Origin of the sequence: Ancylobacter sp. WKF20, from assembly GCF_029760895.1 — a bacterium.
In the GTDB taxonomy this organism is placed as follows: Bacteria; Pseudomonadota; Alphaproteobacteria; order Rhizobiales; family Xanthobacteraceae; genus Ancylobacter.
This window is the reverse complement of sequence record NZ_CP121679.1, coordinates 4,542,553-4,566,390: the sequence shown is the minus strand read 5'-3', so window position 1 is coordinate 4,566,390 and position 23,838 is coordinate 4,542,553. Positions and strand designations below refer to the sequence as shown.

Annotated in this window: 21 protein-coding genes; 8 read left to right on the top strand and 13 right to left on the bottom strand. The window is 67.9% G+C overall.

The window, feature by feature from the left end:
• Positions 1–13: 13 nt before the first annotated feature.
• Positions 14–1,315 carry an efflux RND transporter periplasmic adaptor subunit gene (locus tag AncyloWKF20_RS21075; protein WP_279315889.1) on the top strand — a complete coding sequence of 434 codons (1,302 nt, stop codon included), beginning with the start codon at positions 14–16 and terminating at the stop codon, positions 1,313–1,315.
• Between the two features lie 27 nt (positions 1,316–1,342).
• Positions 1,343–4,522: an efflux RND transporter permease subunit gene (locus AncyloWKF20_RS21070; RefSeq protein WP_279315888.1), complete on the top strand. Its 3,180-nt coding sequence runs from the start codon at positions 1,343–1,345 to the stop codon at positions 4,520–4,522.
• A 98-nt stretch (positions 4,523–4,620) separates the two neighbouring features.
• Here AncyloWKF20_RS21070 and AncyloWKF20_RS21065 read toward each other — a convergent pair whose 3' ends face one another.
• The 4 genes from AncyloWKF20_RS21065 to AncyloWKF20_RS21050 form a co-directional block, all read right to left on the bottom strand.
• Positions 4,621–5,619, bottom strand: coding sequence for an FUSC family protein (locus tag AncyloWKF20_RS21065; protein WP_279315887.1), 999 nt, complete (start codon positions 5,617–5,619; stop codon positions 4,621–4,623).
• A 4-nt stretch (positions 5,620–5,623) separates the two neighbouring features.
• On the bottom strand, positions 5,624–6,604 hold the full coding sequence (locus tag AncyloWKF20_RS21060; RefSeq protein WP_279315885.1) for an efflux RND transporter periplasmic adaptor subunit: 981 nt from the start codon (positions 6,602–6,604) through the stop codon (positions 5,624–5,626).
• 113 nt (positions 6,605–6,717) lie between these two features.
• A complete protein-coding gene (locus tag AncyloWKF20_RS21055) occupies positions 6,718–8,628 on the bottom strand; it encodes an ATP-binding protein (protein WP_279315884.1) in 1,911 nt (636 codons plus the stop codon).
• Positions 8,629–8,660: 32 nt separating this feature from the next.
• Positions 8,661–9,356: a response regulator transcription factor gene (locus AncyloWKF20_RS21050; protein ID WP_267583591.1), complete on the bottom strand. Its 696-nt coding sequence runs from the start codon at positions 9,354–9,356 to the stop codon at positions 8,661–8,663.
• Between the two features lie 185 nt (positions 9,357–9,541).
• Between AncyloWKF20_RS21050 and AncyloWKF20_RS21045 the strand changes: the two genes are divergently transcribed.
• Positions 9,542–10,228: a cysteine hydrolase gene (locus tag AncyloWKF20_RS21045; RefSeq protein ID WP_279315883.1), complete on the top strand. Its 687-nt coding sequence runs from the start codon at positions 9,542–9,544 to the stop codon at positions 10,226–10,228.
• An 81-nt stretch (positions 10,229–10,309) separates the two neighbouring features.
• Positions 10,310–12,406 (top strand): HAMP domain-containing methyl-accepting chemotaxis protein, encoded by a 2,097-nt coding sequence (locus tag AncyloWKF20_RS21040; protein WP_279315882.1) that lies wholly within the window; start codon positions 10,310–10,312, stop codon positions 12,404–12,406.
• Between the two features lie 47 nt (positions 12,407–12,453).
• Here AncyloWKF20_RS21040 and arsK read toward each other — a convergent pair whose 3' ends face one another.
• Genes arsK through AncyloWKF20_RS21010 form a run of 6 tightly spaced genes read right to left on the bottom strand, consistent with a single transcriptional unit; the run spans position 12,454 to position 17,178 of the window.
• Complete coding sequence (gene arsK, locus AncyloWKF20_RS21035) at positions 12,454–13,647, bottom strand: arsenite efflux MFS transporter ArsK (RefSeq protein WP_279315881.1); 1,194 nt, start codon at positions 13,645–13,647, stop codon at positions 12,454–12,456.
• 2 nt (positions 13,648–13,649) lie between these two features.
• A complete protein-coding gene (gene arsH / locus AncyloWKF20_RS21030; protein WP_279315880.1) occupies positions 13,650–14,360 on the bottom strand; it encodes an arsenical resistance protein ArsH in 711 nt (236 codons plus the stop codon).
• Positions 14,360–15,418, bottom strand: coding sequence for an ACR3 family arsenite efflux transporter (arsB, locus tag AncyloWKF20_RS21025; protein WP_279315879.1), 1,059 nt, complete (start codon positions 15,416–15,418; stop codon positions 14,360–14,362). Before arsB ends, arsH begins: the two co-directional genes overlap by 1 nt.
• 8 nt (positions 15,419–15,426) lie before the next feature.
• Complete coding sequence (gene arsC, locus AncyloWKF20_RS21020) at positions 15,427–16,266, bottom strand: arsenate reductase (glutaredoxin) (RefSeq protein WP_279315878.1); 840 nt, start codon at positions 16,264–16,266, stop codon at positions 15,427–15,429.
• Positions 16,263–16,805 (bottom strand): arsenate reductase ArsC, encoded by a 543-nt coding sequence (locus AncyloWKF20_RS21015; RefSeq protein WP_279315877.1) that lies wholly within the window; start codon positions 16,803–16,805, stop codon positions 16,263–16,265. Before AncyloWKF20_RS21015 ends, arsC begins: the two co-directional genes overlap by 4 nt.
• On the bottom strand, positions 16,798–17,178 hold the full coding sequence (locus AncyloWKF20_RS21010; RefSeq protein WP_279315876.1) for a metalloregulator ArsR/SmtB family transcription factor: 381 nt from the start codon (positions 17,176–17,178) through the stop codon (positions 16,798–16,800). The genes AncyloWKF20_RS21015 and AncyloWKF20_RS21010 overlap by 8 nt, the downstream gene beginning before the upstream one ends.
• A 217-nt stretch (positions 17,179–17,395) precedes the next feature.
• Between AncyloWKF20_RS21010 and rpsU the strand changes: the two genes are divergently transcribed.
• The 4 genes from rpsU (at position 17,396) to AncyloWKF20_RS20990 (ending at position 18,851) form a co-directional block, all read left to right on the top strand.
• Positions 17,396–17,668 carry a 30S ribosomal protein S21 gene (rpsU, locus tag AncyloWKF20_RS21005; protein WP_267583599.1) on the top strand — a complete coding sequence of 91 codons (273 nt, stop codon included), beginning with the start codon at positions 17,396–17,398 and terminating at the stop codon, positions 17,666–17,668.
• Between the two features lie 180 nt (positions 17,669–17,848).
• Positions 17,849–18,058 carry a cold-shock protein gene (locus tag AncyloWKF20_RS21000; protein ID WP_267583600.1) on the top strand — a complete coding sequence of 70 codons (210 nt, stop codon included), beginning with the start codon at positions 17,849–17,851 and terminating at the stop codon, positions 18,056–18,058.
• A 94-nt stretch (positions 18,059–18,152) separates the two neighbouring features.
• A complete protein-coding gene (locus AncyloWKF20_RS20995; RefSeq protein WP_279315875.1) occupies positions 18,153–18,449 on the top strand; it encodes a hypothetical protein in 297 nt (98 codons plus the stop codon).
• Between the two features lie 111 nt (positions 18,450–18,560).
• Entirely contained in the window at positions 18,561–18,851 is a 291-nt protein-coding gene (locus tag AncyloWKF20_RS20990; protein WP_279315874.1) for a hypothetical protein, read from the top strand.
• A 2-nt stretch (positions 18,852–18,853) separates the two neighbouring features.
• Here AncyloWKF20_RS20990 and AncyloWKF20_RS20985 read toward each other — a convergent pair whose 3' ends face one another.
• From AncyloWKF20_RS20985 to AncyloWKF20_RS20975, 3 genes are all read right to left on the bottom strand, one after another.
• Positions 18,854–19,894, bottom strand: coding sequence for a sensor domain-containing diguanylate cyclase (locus AncyloWKF20_RS20985; RefSeq protein WP_279315873.1), 1,041 nt, complete (start codon positions 19,892–19,894; stop codon positions 18,854–18,856).
• Between the two features lie 100 nt (positions 19,895–19,994).
• Positions 19,995–22,373 (bottom strand): Tex family protein, encoded by a 2,379-nt coding sequence (locus AncyloWKF20_RS20980; RefSeq protein WP_279315872.1) that lies wholly within the window; start codon positions 22,371–22,373, stop codon positions 19,995–19,997.
• Between the two features lie 84 nt (positions 22,374–22,457).
• Complete coding sequence (locus tag AncyloWKF20_RS20975) at positions 22,458–23,837, bottom strand: gluconate:H+ symporter (protein ID WP_279315871.1); 1,380 nt, start codon at positions 23,835–23,837, stop codon at positions 22,458–22,460.
• Position 23,838: the final 1 nt, after the last annotated feature.

Below are 23,838 nucleotides of genomic sequence, written 5' to 3'. Positions count from 1 at the left end.
TTTGGAGACCGCCATGAGCATGCTCGACGCTCGTACACCTCAACCCGCTGCCCCCACCGAGATCGCCCGGGATGGTCGTAACCTCGCCTTGCCGCGCCGGCCCTGGCTGGAGCGCGGTGCGGTTCTGAGCCTTGCCGCGCTGGCCACCGCCGCCGCCGTCTGGGTGGCCTGGCCGATCAGCACCGCGCTCGCCACCGACCCACCCGCCGCCGAGGCCGGCGCGCCTCCGGCCATGCCGGTCTCTGTCGCGGTACTGAAGTCGCGTGACACCATGCGCTGGGACGAGTTTTCCGGCCGTCTCGTGGCCGTGGAGCGTGTCGAGCTGCGCCCGCGCGTCGGCGGCGCGGTGAAGACGGTGCATTTCCGGGAGGGCGCGCTGGTGAAGCAGGGCGACCTGCTCGTCACCATCGACCCCGAGCCCTATGTCGCCGCGCTGAACCGCGCCGAGGCCATGCGCGATTCCTCCGCCGCCCAGGTCGATTTCGCCAAGACCGAGTTGGATCGCGGCAAGCAGCTTGTCGACAATCGCGTCGTCTCCGTGCGCGATCTCGACCAGCGCACCAACACCTACCGCGAGGCGGTGGCCAATCTGCGGGCCGCCGAAGCCGCCGTGCAGACCGCCAGGCTCGATCTCGGCTACACCGAGGTCCGCGCCCCCGTGGATGGTCGCATTGGCCGGCTCGACGTCACCGTCGGCAATCTGGTGGTGGCCGGCCCGACATCGCCCGTGCTGACCACGCTGGTGTCGGTCGATCCGATCTATGTCGGCTTCGACGCGGATGAGAACGCGGTCGCCGACGCCCTCACCTCCATTGGCGAGGCCGATGTGCTCAGCCATATCGACCAGATCCCGGTGGAGATCACAACCGCCAGCACCGGCGGCAAGGCGGTGCGCGGCAAGCTGCAATTCATCGACAATCAGGTGGATGCGGCCACGGGCACGTTCCGCGTGCGGGCGGTGTTCGACAATCCCGACGGACGCCTCGTGCCCGGCCAGTTCGCCCGCGTTCGCATGGGCCGCGCCAAGACTGAGCCGGCCCTCGTCATCAATGAACGCGCCATCGGCACCGATCAGGACAAGAAGTTCGTCTTCGTGGTCGGCGAGGACAACAAGGCCACCTACCGCGAAGTGAAGCTTGGCGCGGCCAGCGAGGGCCTGCGGGTGGTCACGCGCGGCCTGAAGGATGGCGAGCGCGTCGTCGTCAACGGCCTCCAGCGCGTACGGCCTGGCGCGGTGGTCGCGCCTGAGGTCGTGCCGATGGAAACCGCCTCCGCCGCGCCGACGGATCCCAACACCTCGGTGGCGGCGCGCTGAGCGCCGCTTGATCGGGGGGAGGACACCATGAATTTTTCGCGATTCTTCATCGACCGGCCGATCTTTGCGGGCGTCCTGTCGGTGCTCATCTTCGTCGCCGGCCTGCTCGCGCTGCGTGTCATGCCGATCTCCGAATACCCGGAGGTCGTGCCGCCGCAGGTCATCGTGCGCGCACAATATCCCGGCGCCAGCCCCAAGGTCATCGCCGCCACCGTGGCGACGCCGATTGAGGAACAGATCAACGGCGTCGAGGACATGCTCTACATGTCCTCGCAGGCGACGACGGATGGCGTGATGACGCTGACCGTCACCTTCAAGCTCGGCACCGACCCCGACAAGGCGACGCAGCTCGTGCAGAACCGCGTCGCGCAGGCCGAGCCGCGCCTGCCGGAAGAGGTGCGTAGCCTCGGCATCACCACGGCGAAGAGCTCGCCGAACTTCATCATGGTGGTGCATCTGGTCTCGCCGAATGACCGGTACGATATCACCTATCTGCGCAACTACGCAGTGCTGAACGTGAAGGACCGGCTCGCTCGCATCTCCGGTGTCGGGCAGATCGAGATCTTCGGCGCCGGCGACTACTCCATGCGCGTCTGGCTCGACCCGCAGAAGATCGCCGAGCACGGCCTCTCCGCCGGCGATGTGGTGAGCGAGATCCGCGCCCAGAACGTGCAGGCCGCCGCCGGCATCGTCGGTGCCTCGCCCGCCATGCCGGGCGTTGATCTCCAGCTCTCGGTCAATGCCCAGGGCCGTCTTGAGACCGAAGAGGAATTCGGCGACATCGTCGTGAAGACCGGCGCCAATGGTCAGGTGGTTCGCCTGCGCGATGTCGCCCGCATCGAGCTCGGCGCCGCCGACTACGCGCTGCGCTCACTGCTCGACAACAAGGCGGCGGTCGGCATCGGCGTGTTCCAGGCGCCCGGCTCCAACGCGCTGGAAATCGCCGACAACGTCCGCGCGACGATGGACGAGGTGAAGAAGACCATGCCGGAAGGCGTGGACTACGCCATCGTCTACGACACGACCCGCTTCGTCGATGCCTCCATCGAGGCGGTCATCCACACCCTGTTCGAGGCGGTGCTGCTGGTCGTCATCGTCGTGGTCGTCTTCCTCCAGACCTGGCGCGCCTCGATCATCCCGCTGCTGGCCGTGCCGGTCTCGATCGTCGGCACCTTCGCGGTGATGTATGTGTTCGGCTTCTCGATTAACGCGCTGAGCCTGTTCGGCCTCGTGCTCGCCATCGGCATCGTCGTCGACGACGCGATCGTCGTGGTGGAGAATGTCGAGCGCAATATCGAGAACGGTCTGTCGCCCCGCGCCGCCGCCTATCAGGCAATGAGCGAGGTGTCCGGCCCGATCATCGCCATCGCCCTGGTGCTGGTCGCGGTGTTCGTGCCGCTCGCCTTCATCTCCGGCCTGTCCGGCCAGTTCTACCGGCAGTTCGCGCTGACCGTGGCCATCTCGACGGTCATCTCGGCGATCAACTCGCTCACCCTCTCCCCGGCGCTCGCCGCGCTGCTGCTGAAGGGCCACCATGCCGAGCCCGACGCGCTGCAGCGGGTCATCAATGCGCTGTTCGGCTGGTTCTTCCGCGGCTTCAACTGGGCCTTCTCGCGCGGCTCGAACGGCTATGGCCGGGGCGTCGGCGGCGTGCTGAAGATCAAGAGCCTGGTCATGATCATCTATGCGGTCATGCTGGGCGCAACCTGGTGGCTGTTCCAGGCGGTACCGGGCGGCTTCGTGCCGATGCAGGACAAGCAGTACCTCGTCGGCTTCGCCCAGCTACCCGACGGCGCCACGCTTGACCGGACCGAGGACGTGATCCGCCGCATGACGGAGATCACGCTGGCCGAACCCGGCGTGGAAAGCGCGGTCGCCTTCCCGGGCCTGTCCATCGCCGGCTTCTCCAACTCGTCCAATGCCGGCATCGTCTTCTCGGTGTTGAAGCCCTTCGAGGAGCGCACCACGCCCGAGCTTTCGGCCGGCGCCATCGCCATGTCGCTGAACCAGAAGTATGGCGCGATCCAGGATGCGTTCATCGCCATGTTCCCGCCCCCGCCGGTGCAGGGGCTGGGCGTGGTCGGCGGCTTCAAGCTGCAGATCGAGGACCGGGCGGGACGCGGCTATGAGCAGCTCGCGCAGGTGACCAACGCCTTCATGGCCAAGGCCATGCAGGCGCCGGAGCTGGTCGGCCAGTTCACCACCTTCCAGATCAACGTGCCGCAGCTCTTCGCCAATGTGGACCGCACCAAGGCCCGCCAGCTCGGCGTGCCGATCCAGTCGGTGTTCGAGACGCTGCAGGTCTATCTCGGCTCGCTCTATGTGAACGACTTCAACAAGTTCGGCCGCACCTACTCGGTCCGCGCGCAGGCGGATGCCGCCTATCGCGCCAAGCCCGAGGACATCGGCAAGCTCAAGGTCCGCTCGCTCACCGGCGAGATGATCCCGCTCGCGGCGCTGCTGAATGTCGAGGCCACCGCCGGGCCGGAGCGCGCCATGCGCTATAACGGCTTCCTCACGGCGGATGTGAACGCCTCGCCCGCGCCGGGCTATTCGTCCGGCCAGGCGCAGGCCGCCGCGCAGCGCATCGCCGCCGAGGTGCTGCCACCCGGCTTCGCGTATGAATGGACCGACCTCACCTATCAGGAAATCCTCGCCGGCAACTCCGCCGTGTTGGTGTTCCCGCTCGCCATCCTGCTCGTCTTCCTGGTGCTGGCGGCACAGTATGAGAGCCTGACACTGCCTATCGCGATCATCATGATCGTGCCGACCGGCATCCTCGCGGCGCTGTTCGGCGTGTGGCTCGGGGGTGGGGACAACAACATCTTCACCCAGATCGGCCTCGTCGTCCTCGTCGGCCTCTCCGCGAAGAACGCCATCCTGATCGTGGAATTCGCCCGCGAGCTGGAATTTGCCGGCCGCAAGCCGGTGGAGGCGGCGATCGAGGCGAGCCGGCTGCGCCTGCGGCCGATCCTGATGACCTCCTTCGCCTTCATCATGGGCGTGCTGCCGCTGGTGCTCTCGAGCGGCGCGGGCGCCGAGATGCGGCACGCGATGGGCGTCGCGGTGTTCGCCGGCATGATCGGCGTGACCTTCTTCGGCCTGTTCCTCACGCCGGTCTTCTACGTCCTGCTTCGCAGGTTGGCGGGCAACCGTCCCCTGCGCCAGCATGGCGAGGCCCATCCCGCACCTCTCCCCGCGGAGTAAGCCCCGCCGCCGGCCGGGAGGAGGCGTCGCGCCTCATCCCGCCCCCCTTGAGGTTCGATGCGAGCCTCCCGGTCGGCAATAATTTACGCTGTCTTGCTTCACACTGTCTTGGGCGCGACCGCCTTCGGGTTAAAGGCCCAGACCAACACCGTCATGATGCTCACCCCGATGATGATGCCCACCAGCCGCTCCACCGGCGGTGCCATGGAAGTCGGCGGGCCGGCGCTGACCATCGTCACCAGATAGGCGATGGCCGACTGCGTGCCGATATAGGCCTGCGCCGATTTGGTGAGGTGGATGCGGGCGAAGCTGAAGACGCCGAGAAACAGCATCGCCGTCCACCACCATTGCAGCGTCGCGTCCAACGCGATCACCAAGAGCGCCGCCGTCCCGCCGATGATGCAGCCGAAAATGCGCTGCGCGCCGCGATGGCGGGTGGCGATCGGGTCGCTGTCCACCACAATGAGGCTGGAAATCAGCACCTGAGGCAGTTGCGGCAGGTCGAACTGGGACCAGGTGAGGATGATGGTCAGCGCGCCCACGGCCGCGACGATGGCCTGCCACAGCGCGTTCTCCGCCGTCGTCGCCGCCTGCTGGGCCACGAGATGGGCGGGAAGCTCGCCCGCGCGCGGCCCCAGCGCCCAGTTGGCCAGCGTGCCGCAGGTCACCCCGATGACGATCTCGTAGCAGCGGTAATGCGCGAAGCTGTAGAGGTCCTGCGGTTGGACCATGGTGTAGAGCATCACCAGCGCGAAGGTCAGCGCGCCATAGAACCAGGCATAGCCATAGGCGCTGCGCTGGCGGCCATAGGTGCCGACACCGGCCGCGATCATCACCAGCGCCGCCTGCTGAAACGGCAGGCCTTCCATGAACTGGCCGATGACATAGCCGGACGAGACCCCGATGAAGGTGCCAGCAATGCGCAGCACGCCCTTGGTGAACAGCGCGTCGCGGTCGACATTGGCAATGATCATCACGCTGAGCGCGGCCCAATAGGGCTCGTCCAGCCCCATATGCAGCGCGATGTAGACGGCGGCGAGGACACCCGAGGCGGTGGCGAAAGCCTGTCGGGTGACGTCATCGACCCCCTTGTCCATGGCGTCAGAACCAGATCAGCACGCGCGCATCCGCGCCATTGAACAGGCCGAGCGTCTCCGGCCAGTCGTCGATGGTGATCTCGATGGGGAAGCGCCGTGGCAGGCGCACCCAGTCAGTGGTCGGGTCGACATAGGGCAGGACCTGCGGGTTGTCCTGTGAGCGCGCCACGCCGGCGGCGATGCCGCTGACCCGGCCATGATGGATCACCCAGGGGTCCGAGCCGAGCGTGAGCCAGACGGACTGGCCGGGCTGGATACGCGCGAGATGGCGCTCGGGCACGTTCGCCACCACGCGGCGGCGATGACCCGTCACCACCGCCAGCACCTCGGTGCCGGGCTGGAGATAGTCGCCAACCCGCGTGGTGAACGGCGCCACGCGGCCCGGTTCCGGCGCGGAGACCGTGGTCTTTGAGAGATCGTACTGCGCCTTGGCGAGCGCCGCCTGCGCCGCCGCAATGGTGGCGATGGCGACCGCGACGCGTCGGTTCGAAACGTCGAGCGCCGCCTGCGCGGTCTGCACATTGGCGGTGGCGGTGGCGACGTCGCGGGTGGCGACGTCAAGGCTCGCCTCCGTGGAGAAGCCGTCGGTGGACAGCGACTTCACCCGCGCGAGCTGCGCCTGCGCATTGGTGAGCACCGCCTGCGCGGAGACGACGCCGGCCTGCGCTGATTTCACCTCGTCGCGGGCGAGGTCAAGATCGGCCTGCGCCTGCTGGAGCGCGGCCTGGGTCTCCTGCACCTTGAGCTGATAGGGCGTCGTCTCGATCGCGAAGAGCAGCTGTCCGGCGGTCACGCTGTCATTGTTCTGCACGGCGAGGCGTGAGACCGGCCCCTCGATCTCCGACGACACCACGACGATGTCGCTCATCACATAGGCATCGGCCGTGTAGGCGAAGTAGCGCACGCTGATCTCGTACAGCGCGAACAGCGCCAGCACGACACCCACGATCAAGCTGACCGGATGGCGCAGCAGGCCGTTGAGCATAGGAACGAATCTCCGTCACCCCGGCCGCCGGGGCGCGGCATCATCGCGGCTTTGCCGGGCGATCTCAATGCAGGGCGGGAACGCGCCGGCGGCGAGGTGCCGCCTCCCCCGCCTCAGGCGCCCGCCAGCGGCTCCGTTAGCGGTGCGGCGGGGAGGGTCAGGGGCAGCGCCAACCGGATGGAGGTACCTGCGGCGTCGCTGATGATGTCCAGCTTCGCGCCGCACATCGCCGCGCGGGTGCGCATATTGGCAAGGCCCCTGCCCTGCCGGGGGGGCGTCGGCGCGCCGAGCCGCGTCGCCAGTCCGCGGCCATTGTCGCTGACGCGGATCCACCCGCCGCCGACGATCGGGGCCGCATGGTCATCAGGCTCCGTGCCGCTGCCGAGCCGCACCAGCACGCGCGTCGCGCCGGAATGCCGGGCGGCGTTGGTGATCGCCTCGTCGAGGATCCGCACGATTTGGATGACGTGCCAGGGGCGCAGTTCCGGGTGAATCGGCAGCCCCTGCTGCTCGGCCTGCCAGTCGAGGCGGATGCCGTGCGAGCGGAGCTGCGCCTGCGCGCGCTCGCGCCAGCTTCCCAGCGCCAGCAGGAGATCGCCGCCCATATCGTCCATGGCTTCGATGACGAGGCGCAATTCCCGCAGCGCCGCGCGCGCCGCCTGATTGATGCGCTCACCCTCGGCACCGCGCTCGCTCAAGGCCACGATGCTCATCAACTGACCGCCGAGACCATCGTGCAGGTCGCGCATGAGCCGGGCGCGCTCGGCGGCAAGCGCGATGGCGCGCGAGCGCTCCTCCTCGCGGGCGAAGCTGGCGCGCACCTTTTCCTCCGCCTCGCCCACCAGTTCGACCATGCGGTGGGCGAAATTGTCCACCTCGTTCAGCGCGTGAGCGAAGCGCCAGGTGAGACCGGCGCCGATGGTGACCAGCAGGAAGGAATAGGAATTGCGCGCGAGGAAGATGCGCCCATGGTGGATGAAGTCGGCCGCCACCAGCATGTCGTAGATCCAGGCGGCGAGCACGACGGTGAGCGCGCAGCTCAGGCTCAGGCTCACCGCATCGCCTTTCCGCAGAGCGCGCTGCGCCACCACGCCGAGGCAGAGACACACCATGATGCCGCCCGCGGGGACGCCAAACAGCGCGTAGACCCAGCGCAGCAGCCAGGGGTCGCCGTAGATGGCGAAGCCGACAATGGCGAGCGCGGGGAGAAAGAGGATGGGCGTCCAGAGCGGCACGCGCCCGCGAAAGAACAGGCTGACGAAGACGAACATCAGCGCCGTCTCGAGCGGCGTGGTCGCTCCCAGCAGCACCGAAAGGCTGGACTGCGGACTTCCAGAGAGCGGGGTGATGGTGAGCCCCTGCACGACGCCGAGGACCATGGCGATGGCGAGCACCCCATAGGCCACATCATGCCGCCGGTTGAGCCACATGATGGCGAGGATCACCGCGAGGATGCCCTGCCACGCCTTGAAGATCAGCGGCAGCGTGGTGAAGAGGAAGCTGCGCGTGCGGAAAGCCGGGCGCAGTTCGCTGCTCGGGCCGACAAACACGCAATCCAGATAGCCGCGCAGCGGCCCCCATACGAACAGCCGCACGGACAGCGTGTTGTCGCCCGCCCGCAGGGTGGCGCTCGGGATCACCGCCATCACCGAGATGTTGTTCAGGTGGCGGTTCGCCTCGGGATCAAGGCGCGTGTCCAGCACGACCTGCCCGTTGATCGCCACCTCCACGGCATTGCCGAAACGCGGCAGCATCAGCGACCAGGGCGTGGCGGCGGCGTCAGGCCAGTATTGGAACGTCGCCGTGAACACCGGCGGGTCGGCCATGGTGAAGGTGGAGGGGAGCGAATAAGGAAGCTGCACCTCCTGCGCATGCCCGTCCTGAACGAGCGTCGCGCTGGTAATCGCGTAGTCGCTGGGCGGCGTCGGTGGCGAGAGGGTGAACAGCCACAGGCAGGCGGACAGCGTCAAAAGCTGGAGCAGAAGGAAAACGCCCGCGCGCCGCCACGGCCCGGCGATGCTCACGCCAGGTCCGACAGCGAGCGCTACCGGATCGATCACAGCCGGATCAGCCCCTGCTGCACGGCCTCGAACACGGCTTCGCCGCGCGTATTCACCTCGAGCTTGCGGTAGATGCTCTTGATGTGACCGGGCACGGTCTGGCGCGACAGGCCCAGATGCTCGGCGATATCGGCATAGCTGAAACCCTTGGCGATGCCCCAGAGAATGTCGATCTCGCGCGCGGTCAGGCGCGCCGTGTTGAGCGTCGGCCGGCGCTCGACCTCCGGGCCCGGCTGGAGGCTGGCCTGTGTGCGGCGCACGATGTAGCGGGCGATGGAGGCCGAGATGGGCGAGTGGCCCAACGCCAGCTCGCGCACCGTGGCGGCGACATCGGTCTGGAAGGCATCCTTCAGCAGATAGCCCGTCGCGCCGGCGGTGATCGCGGCGATCACGCTCTCCTCGTCACCGAGAATGGAGATGACCATGATGTCGGTGCCCGGCGAGTCCCGCCGCACGCGGCGGATGAGTTCGATTCCATGCCCGTCCGGCAATTGCAGATCGGTCAGCAGGATGCGCGGCATGCCCTCATCGAGCTTGGCCAGCGCATCGGTGAGATTGGCTACGCTGGTCACCGCGAAGTCGCTGGCGGCGGCCAAAGCGTCGCTCAGGCGCTCGCGCGTCGGCGCGTCGTCCTCGACGAGAAGGATGTCGATCAGACCTTCGAGCGGCAGCCGTTCGGCCCTTGGCTCCATGTCACGTCCCGCAATGGTGGAAAGCCCGGATCAGGCCGCGCCCGCAGGCGGGCCGAACGATCATGGAAGAGTCGCTGCCCCACGTCCATCATCGGTTGCCTTGTACCACGAGGTTCGTGACCGGCTGCACCGGTGGGCCGGGCGTGTTAGGTGATTTTCGCTATCCATTTTTCGGAACCGAGCGCATGGCCCGCCTTCCGTCCGATCCCTATGACTGGCCGCATGGCGGCGACCTTGCCCCGGCGACCACCGCGCTGATCATCATCGATATGCAGCGCGATTTCTGCGACCCGGCGGGCTATGTGGGGGCCATGGGCTATGACGTTACGCCCGCCGCCGCGCTCATCCCGCGTATTGTCGCCCTGCGCGCGGCCGTGCGCGCCTTTGGCGGCTTTGTGATCTACACCCGCGAAGGCCACCGGCCCGATCTGTCCGACCTGCTGCCGCAGAAGCGCTTCCGCTCCCGTCTTGCCGGTGCCGAGATCGGGGCGCCCGGCCCGCTCGGGCGTCTGCTGGTGCGCGGCGAACCCGGATGGGACATCGTGCCGGAGCTGGCGCCGGCGCCCGGCGAGCCGGTGGTGGACAAGCCCGGTTTCGGCGCCTTCTACGCCACCGATCTGGAGCGCCTGCTGGTGACGCGCGGCATCCGTCACCTCATCATTTGCGGCGTGACGACGGATGTGTGCGTGCATTCGACCCTGCGCGAGGCGACCGATCGCGGCTTCGAGCCGCTGCTCATCGCCGATTGCTGTGCCGCAACGGCCGAGGCCAATCACCGCGCGGCCATCGACACGATCCGCAGCGAGGGCGGCATTTTTGGTGCCGTCTCCGAGTACCGTCCGGTGATCGAGGCACTGGCGCACGTCGCCTGAACCGGGCCGGCCCGCCGGCGCAAGCCTGGGGCCAGCCTGTCGCGGTTCCATCCGGCCAAATCATCATGATTGGCCGGAACCATGCGCATCTCCATCAAGACAACTCTTCTGACGCTCTTCGGCATACTGAGCGTGTTGCTGGCCGCGCTCTGTTTTGAGGCCCTGAACACTTCCTACCGCACGCTGGGCGCCGCCCGCGAAGTGACGTCGCTCGCGCAGATCGACCGCAATCTGTTCGAAGGCCTCGCCAATTTCCGCTTCGAGCGCGGCGAGCTGAACACCGCCCTCACCCTTGCGCCGGCCGAGAATGGCCGCAGCATCGCCAAGGGCATGGAACGCCGTGCCCGCGTGACGCCGGCGGTCGACGCGGCGATCGAGGGGCTCGTCGGTGAGGCCGCCGATCCCGCCTTCAGCGAACTCGGTGCCTCCCTCAAGGCGCAGTTCGACAAGGTGAAGGCACTGCGCGCCGAGGTCGATGCGCAGATCAAGCTGCCGCTTGAGGGCCGGGACAAGACGCTCGGACCGAAGTGGATGGATGAGGGCAGCAAGCTGCTTGCCACGCTCGACAAGACCTCGACCGATATCGAGAGCCGCATCCGCTCGCTGGACCCGGCGCTGTCGCAGCTCATCCTCGCCCGCGCCATGGCCTGGACCACCCGCAACCATGCCGGCATGAGCACGCTGCTGTTCAACGCCGCGCTGGCCCAGAAGCGCGCCTTCTCCGCCGAGGATGTACGCACCCTCACCGTCAACGACGCCAAGGCCGATCTCGCCTGGGCGGCGGTGCGCGACATCGCGGCGGCGCCGAACGCGCCGGACAGCCTGAAGCAGGCGGTCGACGCGGCGCAGGCGAGCTACTTCACCGGCAGCTTCCGCACGCTGCGCGACGGGCTGGTGGCGCGTCTGAGCAGCGGCCAGCCGGCCGATGTCGAGCTCACCACCTGGCGTGAGGCGGTCGAGATCGGCCTCAACAACATCGCCGCCATCGCCGGTATCGCCCTCGACAACCTCGCCAGCACGGCGCAGGCAACCGAGGCGCGCGCCGAGAGCGGCGTCGTGCTCTACGGCATCGTGCTGGCCATTTCCCTCGGCCTCGCGCTGGTCGGCCTGCTGGTGGTCGCCCGCCGCATCGTCGCGCCGATCTCCCACCTGACCCGGACCATGGGCGAACTCGCCAGCGGCAACCTCGCCGCCGAGGTGCCCGGCACCGGTCGTCAGGACGAGATCGGCTCCATGGCGCGTGCACTGCTGGTGTTCAAGGACAGCCTGCTGCGGAACGCCCGGATGGAAGAGGAGGCACAGGAGAGCCGCCGCACGGCCGAACTCCAGCGCCGCCAGGCCATGCTGGAACTCGCGAGTCGCTTCGAGGCGAGCGTCGGCGGCATTGTCGCCCAGGTCAGCACCGCCTCGGAGACCCTGCATCGCACCGCACGGCAGATGTCCTCGGCCGCCGACCAGACCTCCTCGCAGTCCACCGCTGTGGCGGCGGCGGCGGAGGAAGCCTCGACCAACGTCATCATCGTCGCCTCCTCGGCCGAGGAACTCGGCGCCTCGGTCGACGAGATCTCACGCCAGGTCGAACAGTCCGCGGCCATGTCGGCCAGCGCGGTCAAGGAAGCGGAGAAGACCGGCGCGGTGATGCAGGAACTCTCACAGGGCGCCGCGCGCATCGGCGACGTGCTGGAACTGATCAACGCCATCGCCGCCCAGACCAACCTTCTCGCCCTCAACGCCACCATCGAGGCGGCGCGGGCGGGCGAGGCGGGACGCGGCTTCGCGGTGGTCGCCGCCGAGGTGAAGAACCTCGCCGACCAGACGGCCAAGGCGACGGATGAGATCGCGAGCCAGATCCGCGCCATCCAGAGCACCACCAAGGACGCGGTCGGCGTGATCCTCGGCGTCGGCCAGCAGATCCGGCAGATGAGCGACGTCGCGGCGAGCATCGCCACGGCGGTGGAGGAGCAGGGCATGGCGACGCGCGAAATCGTGCGCAACGTCGATCAGGCCGCCAGCGGCACCAACTCGGTGAGCAGCCACATCACCGATGTGGCCAACACCGCCAAGCAGACCGGCGCGGCGGCAGGCGACGTGCTCTCCGCGTCCTCCGCGCTGAACGAGCAATCGCGTCAGCTCCAGAACGAGCTGCAGCGCTTCCTTGACACGGTGCGGGCGGCCTGAGCCAACCGCTCCCGTTGGAATGATGCGCCCCTATAGGGGAAAGAGGCCTATGCCGGCCGGCTCCGCGTGAGCCGGCCGACAGCGAAGAGAGCCAGAACCGCGCCGGACCCTATGAGGCTGGTGATGACGATGGCGAACACCGTCCCCATCATTTCCATCATCACGGCAAAGGCGAAGGGTGCGGTGGCGCCGACGATCAGGCGGATGGCCGTCACCTCGCCCTGACGGGCGCCGAAGCCGGCCGCGCCGAACAACTCCAGCGGCAGCGTCCCGCCGACGATGCTGTACAGCCCATTGCCCATGCCGAACAGCAGGGCAAAGGTGACGGCGCCGATGAAGGAGGGGGCGGTGGTCACGAGCAGCAGCAGCGATGCCGGCAGCAGCCCGGCCGATATCATGGCCAGCGCGAATTGCGGCAAGTCGCGGCCCAGCATCATGTTGACCAGCCGGCTCGCGACCTGCGCCGGGCCGAACAATGTTCCGGCGAGCACCGCCAAGGTTCCGATGCCGAGCCCTCCCAGCATCGGCACCATGTGCACCAACACAGCCGAACTGACGAAGCTCTGAAGAGCAAAGGCCAGGGCCATCAGCACGAAGCCATGCCTGCGCCATGCCTCCGGCAACCGCCCCCGAGCCGATGGCCGCACCACCATGGCCGGCGCTCCCGCCTCCCCCGCGAGGCGCCGCAACGGGCGCGCCAGCCAGAGATGGATCGGCAGGGCGATGAGAAGATGGCTGAGCGCAAACAGAAGATACACCTGCCGCCAGTCCAGCGCGTGCTCCAGCGAGGCGGTGAGCGGCCAGAACAGGGTCGAGGCAAAGCCGGCAATCAGCGTGAGATAGACGATGCTACGCTGAGCCCCGGCGCCATGCCGCTGGCTCAGCAACGGGAAGGCGGCGCCGTACTGCACCAGTGTGGAGGCCATCTCCATGGCGATAAGCGCGAGGGCGAAGACCGGGCCGGAGGGCGCCACCGCACCCGCGACAAGGGTCAGCGCTGCCGCTATCGAACCGGCCGCCATCAGCCGGGCGGCACCGTAGCGATCAATCGCCCGGCCCACAAAGGGCGCGACCAGGCCACCGCTCAGCAAGGCGAGCGAGAGGGCGGCGTAGAGCCACTCCATCGGCCAGCCGAAACCCTGCGCCATCGATGGCGCCAGCAGACTGAAGCTGTAATAGAGCGTGCCGTAGCCGATGATCTGGGACACGCCCAGCGCGGTGATCTCCAGCCGGGGCCGCATGCTCAGATCGACGCCAGCCCGGCGCGGGCGGCGAGCGCCTCCGCCGCCTCCTTGCGCTCGCTGTAGCGGTCGGTGAGATGGCCCGACACGTCGCGGGTCAGCAGGGTGAACTTCACCAGCTCCTCCATCACGTCGACCACCCGGTCGTAATAGGCGGAGGGACGCATCCGGCCGGACTCATCGAACTCCTCATAAGCCTTCGCGACCGAGGACTGATTGGGGATGGTTACCATCCGCATCCACCGGCCGAGCACGCGCATCTGGTTGACCGCGTTGAAGCTTTGCGACCCGCCGCTGACCTGCATCACCGCGAGCGTGCGCCCCTGCGTCGGACGTACCGCCCCCTCGGCGAGCGGTATCCAGTCGATCTGCGCCTTCATCACCGCCGTCATGGCGCCGTGCCGCTCGGGGCTCACCCAGACCTGTCCCTCCGACCAGAGCGACAGCGCCCGCAATTCCTGCACCTTGGGATGATCGGCCGGAACGCCATCGGGCAGCGGCAGACCGTGGGGATCGAACACCCGCGTCTCCGCGCCGAAATGGCGGAGCAGGCGTTCGGCCTCCAGCGCGAGAAAGCGGCTGTAGGAACGCTCCCGCAGCGAGCCGTAGAGCAGAAGGATGCGCGGCGGATGGGTGGACGGGGTTGTCGTCAGCGCCTGCATGGTGGGCGTGACGACATGGGCGTCGACGAGGTTCGGCAGATCCTGCGCCATCAGCGCGGCTCCTGCAGCGGCGCCGCTCGCACCGCCGAGCCGCGCTCGTACCAGCCCTTGGAGCGGTTGACGATGTAGACCACCGAGAGCATCACCGGCACCTCGATCAGCACGCCGACCACCGTCGCCAACGCGGCGCCGGACTGGAAGCCGAACAGGCTGATCGCCGCCGCCACCGCCAGCTCGAAAAAGTTGGAGGCCCCGATCAGCGCGGAGGGGCCGGCGACGCAATGCTGCTCGCCGCTGATCCGGTTGAGCAGATAGGCGAGGCCCGAATTGAAATAGACCTGGATGAGGATCGGCACGGCCAGCAGGGCGATCACCATAGGCTGGGCGATGATCTGTTCCCCCTGGAAGGCGAATAGCAGCACCAGCGTGGCCAGCAGCGAGACCAGTGAAGCCGGGCCGAGGCGCGCCAGTACCCGGTCGAGCGCCGCCGGCCCTCCCGTCGCCAGAAGGCGCCGGCGAAGCAGCTGGGCCACGATCACCGGCACTACGATGTAGAGCACCACCGAGAGCACCAGCGTTCCCCAGGGCACGGTGATGGCCGATAGCCCCAGCAGCAGGGCGACGATGGGGGCGAAGGCGACCACCATGATGGCATCGTTCAGCGCCACCTGGCTCAGCGTGAAATGCGGCTCGCCCTTGGTCAGGTTCGACCAGACGAACACCATGGCCGTGCAGGGCGCGGCGGCAAGAATGATCAGCCCGGCGATATAGCTGTCGATCTGGTCCGCCGGCAGCAGCGGGCGAAACAGCCAGCCGATGAACAGCCAGCCCAGCAGCGCCATGGAGAACGGCTTCACCGCCCAGTTGACGAACAGCGTCACGCCAATGCCGCGCCAGTGGCGGCTGACCTCGCCCAGCGCGGCGAAGTCGATCTTCAGCAGCATGGGGATGATCATCAGCCAGATCAGCACCGCCACTGGCAGGTTCACATTGGCGATCTCCGCCGCGCCGATCGCGTGGAACAGGCCGGGCAGAAAATGGCCCAGTGCCACGCCCGCGACGATGCAGGCCGCCACCCAGAGGGTGAGATAGCGTTCAAAGGTGGACATGACGGCCTCTAGAGCGCGATGGAGCGGGACAGCAGCCGCGCGGAAGCCGGGCAGAGAGCGGCAGCCTGCGGGGTAGCGGCGATGGCGGGCGGCGCGGCCTCACGCGGCTGCGCCTTGAAACCGTTCGTCTCGAACCAGCCGGCGGCGCCCTCGGTGAGCACCCAGGCCTTGCGGGCGCCGAGATCGAAGGCGCGGGAGAGCAGCAGCAGGACCATGTTGCGACCGAGGCCCTGACCGCGCTCGCTATCCTTCACGAGCAGCGAGCGCAGCAACACGTCGTCTCCATACGGCTCGAAGCCGCCATAGCCGATGAGGCGCCCGCCCAGCGTACGGAAGCTGAAGAAGCGCCCGGGGCTGACGGGCAGATCCTGCGTTGGCAGCCCGGCATCGCGCAGGGCCTTGGCAAGTCGCGGCTCCGTCGCGGCCACCTGCTCGTCGCGCAGGAACAGCGTGCCGTCGTCCTTGGCTATGTCGGCGTTGGGGACGACGGGAAGCACGTCGAGCACCGTCTCGGACGGACGGCACAGCTTGACGCCGAGCGGCGAGACCACCAGCGGCCGGTTGATCAGGATCGGATGCGCCATCATCGCGTCGATGAGCTGGGCGTCGGACAGGGCGGGATCGCCGAGCCCCAGTTCGGCGAAGGGTGTGCCCTTCTCGCGTAGCGCCGCGCGCACCGGCTTCCCCGTCCGCGCGAGCAGCTGCTCCAGCAGCGCGCGCGAGGGGGGCGACTTCAGATACTCGACCACATGCGGTTCGATACCCGCATGGCGGATGAGCGCCAGCGCGTTGCGCGAGGTGCCGCAATCGGGGTTGTGATAGATGACGATGTCCATGGGACCGCTCACGCCGCGCTCGTGCGCGGGCTGGTCGCGCCGGAGAGACGGCCGATCTCGGCGAGCCGCGCCTGCAGCGAGACCTTGTCGAGCATCGCCACCGGCAGCGCCGCGAACGCGTCGACCCGGTTCTTCATGTAGCGAAACGCCGTGACGAAGGCGGCGAGCTTCTGCACATCGGTGCCCTCGACCGCGGCGGGATCTTCAATCCCCCAATGGGCCGTGACCGGATGGCCCGGCCAGACCGGGCAGGCTTCGCCGGCCGCGCTGTCACAGACCGTGAAGACGAAGTCCATCACCGGCGCGTCGTGCGCGGCAAACTCCGCCCAGCTCTTCGAACGCAACCCGTCGGTCGGGTAGTCGTAGCTGCGCAGTACCTCGACGGCGAAGGGATTCACCGCGCCCTTGGGCTGGCTGCCCGCCGAGAAGGCGCGGAAGCGCCCCGCGCCATCCTTTGCAAGGATGCTCTCCGCCAGGACCGAGCGCGCGGAATTGCCGGTGCACAGGAACAGCACATTGAAAACACGAGGAGACGTGGTGGCTTCAGCCATGGGTGGCGCCTTTCGCGGGCTCACAGCAGGTGATGGTGGAGAGGGCGGCGACCGCCGGCTGGCACACTTGCGGATGGCCGCCGCAGCAGTCGCGCATGAGGAAGTCGACGAGATCGGCCAGTGCCGGGAAGGCCGCGCTGTAGAGGATGGAGCGGCCCTCCCGTCGCGACGCGACGAGCCCGGCCTGCTCAAGCTGCCCGAGATGAAAGGACATGCGTGAGGAGGATGCCCCGCCCATCGCCTCGCCAATCACGCCGGCGGCGAGTCCTTCCGGGCCGGCGGTCACCAAGAGACGCACGATGCGCAAGCGGGTTTCCTGCGCCAGCGCCCCGAAGGCGGCGATAGCCCGCGCTTCCTCGGCCGAGGCCTCCATAACAACACCTCAATATCTCAACATATATTGATATATTAGACACGGATCCTCGCCGTTTTCAAGCCGTCACGTCGCGGCTTGATCGGCGGCTGGCGGCAATTCGCGCCAAACCCCTTCCTTCGCGGCACCAACAGGCCCATATAGGAAGGGCTTGCCATGTCGGCGGGCCCTTTGAATTGGCAGTTGCCCCGCGCGGCTGCATGAGATGGGATAGGAATTGCAGGTTCTCGTACGCGACAACAATGTCGACCAAGCCCTGAGAGTTCTCAAAAAGAAGATGCAGCGCGAAGGCGTGTTCCGGGAAATGAAAGCCCGCCGCGCCTATGAAAAGCCGTCCGAGCGCCGCAACCGTGAAGACGCCGAAGCGGTGCGCCGCGCCCGTAAGGCGGCCCGCAAGCAGGCAGTGCGTGACGGCCTGATCGCAGCTCCCAAGAAGAAGCCGCTGAACCCGCGCGCACCGCGCCCGGCTGCCCCCTCCGAGGCAAAATAAAGTGGCGTCGGGGTTGTAATAGTGCTTGCAACCCTGTACTGTATCTGCATCGATCTTGGACGTTGAACTTTGTTTTGCGCAGCTTTGCGCGTCGGCGAACTTCCTCTCAAATCGATGCCAGCGTAACGTCTGCGGCCGCGCAGACGAGAAAATATCTATGTCGACTGAAAGGAATTCGTCATGGCGACAGGTACTGTGAAGTGGTTCAACGGCCAGAAGGGCTATGGTTTCATCCAGCCGGACAACGGCGGCCCGGATGTGTTCGTTCATATTTCGGCGGTCGAGCGCGCTGGCATGTCCAGCCTGAACGAAGGCCAGAAGATCTCCTTCGAAGTGCTGGCTGATCGCCGCACGGGCAAGCAGTCGGCCGGCAACCTCCAGGCCGCGTGATCTTTCGTCCCGCGCCTGGTTTTACCGGCGGGCCACCATGCTTCGAGAAGGCCGGGGCTCACCCGGCCTTTTCTGTTTTTGAAGGGAACGAGGGATGACCAAGCCGACCCGCGATACCCCGTTCAAGCCCACGCTCTCGCGCACTGAAAGCAAGGCCGAGGCTGTCTCGCGCATCGCCATGTCGATGATCGAGCAGGAGACCGCGCAGCGCGAAGCCAAGACCGAGCGCCTGAAGCAGGCCCGCCTCGAACGCGAGGCCGCCGATGCTGCAACCCGCCAGATCGCCAGTGAGGCCGCCAAGGCCAGCCCGGCCAGCGCGAAGGCACCCCGCGTCCGCGTCAAGCCCGCCAGCAAGGCCGCGATACCGGCGACCGCCCGCAGCGCCGGCTGAAGACCGCCAGCGGTTCGGATCGCCGCTGCGCCATATCGAGTCGTCCCTTTCTGATCCATGCCGTGCCGACGTGCCGAACTACCGCCAGCCAAGGCGGAAAAGGAGGAGCCCGTGCCGGTACAACTTTGCCCGCCCATCAGCTCGCAAACCGAGCTTCACACGCCGCTCGCCCGCCCTGTTCTCGTGGCGGGGGAGCCCCCGCGCGCCTTCGTGACCATTCTCGACGCGCTCGCCAGCCTGAACGACCATGTGCCCGGAAGCGCCCCGGAGGTTGACGATGTCATCGACAACCTCATTCGGGCGGCCCGTAGCACGGACCGGGAGCTGCTTGTCCGCGCCACCGATAGCTTCGAGCAGGCGCTGCAGAAGTGGTATGCCGTCCCCGTGACGACACCGCGCTGAACTTACCGCGTCGCCGCCACCGAACGCCCGGTCCCCGTTGGCGCCTCGACAACGCAGTCGCGCCCCTGCCGCTTGGCGCGGTAGAGCGCGTTGTCGGCCGCCGCGATCAGCGACGGCGCATCGCCCTCCCCGCCCTCAAGCACGGCAACGCCGATGCTGACGGTCACGGCGCGGCCATCCGGCCGCACGGCGCCGGACGAGGCGATCGTCTGCCGAATGCCGACCGCGAGCTGTCCTGCCGCTTCAGCGTTGCTGCCGGGCAGCAGCAGCGCGAATTCCTCGCCACCATAGCGGGCGATGACATCCTCCACCCGTACGCGCGTCCCGGCCAGCGTGGCGCCAAGGCGGCGCAGAACCTCATCACCGGCGGGGTGACCGAGCTGGTCGTTGATCGCCTTGAAGTGATCGACATCGATCAGCAGCAAGGCCAGCGGTTCGCTGGTGCGCAGGCAGCGCCCGGCCAGACGCAGCAGCGCCTCGTCGAAACCACGGCGATTGGTCAGGCCGGTCAGGGCATCAAGACGTGATTCCTGCGCCAAGTTCTCGTTTCGCCGCCAGAGCTCAAGGGCGTCGAGCGCGATGGCGGCAAGCGCCTGCAGCGGCGCGAAATCGAAGGGCGCGCGCGGGCGCGCCGGCTCGCGCCGGAGCACACAAACGCTGCCAACCGCGAGATCCGGCGTGAGCAGCAGCGGCACGCCGGCATAGAAGCGGAAGGGCAGATGCGGCACGGAGGGGTGGCCGGCGAAGCGCGCATCGGTCTGGAGATCCGGCGACATCAATGGCTCGCCGGAGGCGATGATGTGCTGGCAGACGGAACGGTCACGGGCGATGGTCGACGACAGCCCCGGCCCGCTGCAGGCCTTCATCCATTGCGACGCTCCGTCAATGAAGCTGACGAACGCGACATCGGCGCCGTAGACGTTCTGGGCCAGCCAGGCGATCCGATCGAAGCGTTCATCGCGCGGGGTGTCCATTATGGCGAGCGCCTCAAGAACCGCGAGCCGCTCGGCCTCATTCGCGGGATGATCGGGTACGCGCCACATGCCGTCGATCCATGCTTCCTTACGCTGGGTGACTGACCTAGCACGGCCCATCCCGGAGACGTCGGCGCCCTGATACCGCCGACGTCGCGTTACCGGCCGCCTACTTCCGCCGCAGCGCGTCCAGCAGGGCGGCACCCAGCGCACCGGGCGCCTCGTTCCGGGCCGCCTCGCGCCCGCCACGCGGCGGGTCGCTTCGGCCGGGCCGGGCAGCCTCCGCGCGGCCGGTCGGCGCCTTGTCGCGCGCTGGCTCGCGGCTGGCCTCACGACCGCCCGCGCCACCCGGCGCTGCGTCCTTGCGGAGCGATAGGCTGATGCGCTTGCGCTTGAGATCCACCTCCAGCACCCGCACCTTCACCACATCGCCGACCTTCACCACCTCATGGGCGTCCTTCACGAAGCGGTCGGCGAGCTGGGAGACGTGCACCAGCCCGTCCTGATGCACGCCGATATCGACGAAGGCGCCGAAGGCCGCGACATTGGTCACCGTGCCCTCCAGCAACATGCCGGGCTTGAGATCCTTCATGTCGTCGACGCCGTCCGCGAAGGTCGCGGTCTTAAAGGCCGGGCGCGGATCGCGGCCGGGCTTTTCCAGTTCGGCGATGATGTCCCGCACCGTCGGCAGGCCGAAGCGCTCATCCACGAAGCTGCGCGGATCGATCGCCTTCAGGGCCGCGCTGTCGCCCATCAGCGTGCGCAGATCGCGCCCGCAGGCGGCGACGATCTTGCGCGCCACTCCATAGGCCTCCGGGTGCACGGCGGAGGAATCAAGCGGCTCGGCGCCATCGCGAATACGCAGGAAGCCGGCGCATTGCTCGAAGGTGCGCGGCCCGAGCCGGGCGACGCTCATGAGCTGCTTGCGGCTGGCGAAGGGGCCGTTCGCATCGCGGTGAGCGACAATGGCTTCCGCCAGCGAGGTGCCGAGACCGGACACGCGAGCCAGCAGCGAGGCCGACGCCGTGTTGAGATCGACGCCGACCGCGTTCACCGCATCCTCCACCACCGCGTCGAGCGCGCGGGCGAGATGGTACTGGTCGACATCGTGCTGGTACTGCCCGACGCCGATGGACTTCGGGTCGATCTTCACCAGCTCGGCCAGCGGATCCTGCAGGCGGCGGGCGATGGAGACAGCGCCGCGCAGCGACACATCGAGACCGGGGAACTCGGCGGCGGCCGCCTCGGAGGCGGAATAGACCGAGGCACCGGCTTCCGACACCACGACCTTGATCGGCTTCACCCCGCCCTCGGGCACGGGCAGCATGGCAAGCATGTCCGCCACCAGCTTCTCCGTCTCGCGGCTGCCCGTGCCATTGCCGATGGCGATGAGCTCGACGCGGTGCTGGCGGATGAGGCTGGCGAGCTCGGCCTGCGTGCCGCGCACATCGTTCTTGGGCGGGAAGGGATAGACGGTGGAGGTGGCGAGCAGCTTGCCGGTGCCGTCAACAATCGCCACCTTCACACCGGTGCGGATGCCGGGATCGAGCCCCATCGTGGCGCGCGAGCCCGCAGGCGCGGCCAGCAGCAGGTCCTTGAGATTGCGGGCGAAGACCTCGATCGCCTCGGTCTCGGCGCGGGCGCGCAATTCGCTCATCAGGTCGATGGACAGGCTGAGCGAGAGCTTCACCCGCCAGGTCCAACCGGCAACCTCCATCAGCCAGGCATCGCCCGGCAGGCGCGAGCCGATGCCGCAGGCGTGGGCGATGATCTGCACCACCGGTTTGATCGGCGCGGGATCGTCAAGATCGACCTCGACGTCGAGCGTCAGCACCTCTTCATTGCGCCCGCGCAGCATGGCCAGCGCCCGGTGGCTCGGCATGCCCGCCCATTTCTCCGCATGGTCGAAATAGTCGGAGAACTTGGCGCCGGCGTCCTGCTTGCCGTCCACCACGCGGGCATGGATGACGGCGCGCGCGCGCAGATGGGCGCGCAGGCGACCCAGGAGTTCGGCATTCTGCGCGAACTGCTCGGAGATGATGTCGCGCGCGCCTTCCAGCGCCGCCTTCACATCCGGCACCTCCTCGGTGAGGTAGCCGGCCGCGAGCTCGGCCGGCACCAGCGCGCGGTCGGCGAGGATGGCGTCGGCCAGCGGGCCAAGGCCACGCTCGCGGGCGATATCGGCGCGGTTGCGGCGCTTGGGCTTGTAGGGAAGATAAATGTCTTCCAGCTCCGCCTTGGTAACGGCGCCGGCGATCGCGCCTTCCAGCGCATCTGTGAGCTTGCCCTGCTGGCGGATGGACTCGGTGATGGCGCTGCGGCGGGCTTCCAGCTCGCGCAGATAGACCAGCCGCTCGCCGAGCAGGCGCAGCTGCGTGTCGTCGAGACCACCCGTCACTTCCTTGCGGTAGCGCGCAATGAAGGGCACGGTTGCGCCTTCGTCGAGCAGCGCGATGGCGGCCAGCGCCTGCTGCGGGCGGGCGCTGATCTCCCCGGCGATCTGCTGGGCGATGCGGGCGGTGACGGCGGTATCGGTCGTGGCGCTCATGCGGTTCCCGGAATCGATGGGACAGGGCCGCGACCATAGTGAGGGCAGCCGGCAAAAGCCAAGGCCGCCCCCATCACAGCATCATCAGGCCAGCCAGAAGATCAGTCCCGACAGGGCAAAACCCATCAAACCGACCAATGTCTGCATCACGGTCCAGGTCTTGAAGGTGGTCTTGATGTCCATGTTGAAGAAGCGACCGACCAGCCAGAAGCCGGAATCGTTCACATGCGAGAGCATGACCGAGCCGGCGGCGAGCGCGACGACGATGGCGGCGAGATCCGCTCCCTGATAGCCGGCCGCCTGCACCGCCGGCTGCACCAAACCCGCGGCAGTGATGAGCGCGACGGTGGCCGAGCCCTGCGCGACGCGCAGCGCGGTGGCGATGAGGAAGCCCGCGACGAAGATCGGTAGGCCGATATAGGCCATGCCGTCGGCCAGCGCGTCGCCAATACCGGAAGCCCGCAGCACCCCGCCAAACATGCCACCGGCGCCCGTCACGAGGATGATCGAGCAAACCGGGCCGAGCGCGGAATCCAGCGTGCGCTCGACGCTCGACGCATCGCGCCCACGCCGGGGGCCGAGCACATAGGAGGCGACCAGCACGGCGATCAGCAGCGCCACCGGCGTCGCGCCGATGGTGCGGGCAAGCTGGAACCAGCCGGCGTCGCTGTTCACCCAGCCCTGCGCGCGGGCAAAGTCCAGCCCGGTATTGATGAAGATGAGGACCAGCGGCAGCAACAGAAGACCGACCACCGTGCCGGAGCTCGGCGGGTTCGCCGGCGGCTCGGCCGGCGCGCCGCCGGAGAGGATGTCGGGCACCGGCAGCACCACGCGCTGGCCGATCCAGTGGCCGAACAGCCAGCCGGCGACGATCCAGGTCGGGATGGCGACGGCAAGCCCCACCAGCACCAGCAGCCCGACATCGGCGCCGAGCAGTTCGGCCGCGGCCACGGGGCCGGGATGCGGCGGCACGAAGACATGCATGACGGAAAAGGCGGTCGCGACGGGAATGCCGTAGAGCAGCAGCCCGCCGCCAAGCCGCCGCGCCACGGTGAACACCACCGGCAGCATCACCACGAGGCCGGCATCGAAGAAGATCGGGAAGCCGAAGATCAGCGAGGCGATGCCGAGCGCCAACGGCGCGCGCTTCTCGCCGAAGCGGTTGACGAGGTCATCGGCAAGCGCCTGCGCACCGCCGGACACCTCGAGCAAGCGCCCCAGCATGGCGCCGAGGCCGACGAGCAGCGCCACCCCGCCCAGCGTCGAGCCGAAGGAGGAGGTGATCGTCGTCAGGATCGCCTGCGGCGGGATGCCAGCCACCACGGCGGTGAGCAGGCTGACCAGGATCAGGGCGACGAAGGCGTGGACGCGGAACTGGATGATGAGGACGAGGAGGAGGACGATCGCGCCAATGACGATGGCAAGTAGCGGTCCGATGCCGAGCGTCTGTTGGAAATTTTCCACC

Bases quoted from the DNA above. Each gene is read 5' to 3' on its own strand.
- AncyloWKF20_RS21075 (WP_279315889.1), top strand. From the start codon at position 14: ATGAGCATGCTCGACGCTCGTACACCTCAACCCGCTGCCCCCACCGAG.
- AncyloWKF20_RS21070 (WP_279315888.1), top strand. From the start codon at position 1,343: ATGAATTTTTCGCGATTCTTCATCGACCGGCCGATCTTTGCGGGCGTC.
- AncyloWKF20_RS21065 (WP_279315887.1), bottom strand. From the start codon at position 5,619: ATGGACAAGGGGGTCGATGACGTCACCCGACAGGCTTTCGCCACCGCC.
- AncyloWKF20_RS21060 (WP_279315885.1), bottom strand. From the start codon at position 6,604: ATGCTCAACGGCCTGCTGCGCCATCCGGTCAGCTTGATCGTGGGTGTC.
- AncyloWKF20_RS21050 (WP_267583591.1), bottom strand. From the start codon at position 9,356: ATGGAGCCAAGGGCCGAACGGCTGCCGCTCGAAGGTCTGATCGACATC.
- AncyloWKF20_RS21045 (WP_279315883.1), top strand. From the start codon at position 9,542: ATGGCCCGCCTTCCGTCCGATCCCTATGACTGGCCGCATGGCGGCGAC.
- AncyloWKF20_RS21040 (WP_279315882.1), top strand. From the start codon at position 10,310: ATGCGCATCTCCATCAAGACAACTCTTCTGACGCTCTTCGGCATACTG.
- arsK (WP_279315881.1), bottom strand. From the start codon at position 13,647: ATGCGGCCCCGGCTGGAGATCACCGCGCTGGGCGTGTCCCAGATCATC.
- arsH (WP_279315880.1), bottom strand. From the start codon at position 14,360: ATGGCGCAGGATCTGCCGAACCTCGTCGACGCCCATGTCGTCACGCCC.
- arsB (WP_279315879.1), bottom strand. From the start codon at position 15,418: ATGTCCACCTTTGAACGCTATCTCACCCTCTGGGTGGCGGCCTGCATC.
- AncyloWKF20_RS21015 (WP_279315877.1), bottom strand. From the start codon at position 16,805: ATGGCTGAAGCCACCACGTCTCCTCGTGTTTTCAATGTGCTGTTCCTG.
- AncyloWKF20_RS21010 (WP_279315876.1), bottom strand. From the start codon at position 17,178: ATGGAGGCCTCGGCCGAGGAAGCGCGGGCTATCGCCGCCTTCGGGGCG.
- AncyloWKF20_RS21000 (WP_267583600.1), top strand. From the start codon at position 17,849: ATGGCGACAGGTACTGTGAAGTGGTTCAACGGCCAGAAGGGCTATGGT.
- AncyloWKF20_RS20995 (WP_279315875.1), top strand. From the start codon at position 18,153: ATGACCAAGCCGACCCGCGATACCCCGTTCAAGCCCACGCTCTCGCGC.
- AncyloWKF20_RS20985 (WP_279315873.1), bottom strand. From the start codon at position 19,894: ATGTGGCGCGTACCCGATCATCCCGCGAATGAGGCCGAGCGGCTCGCG.
- AncyloWKF20_RS20980 (WP_279315872.1), bottom strand. From the start codon at position 22,373: ATGAGCGCCACGACCGATACCGCCGTCACCGCCCGCATCGCCCAGCAG.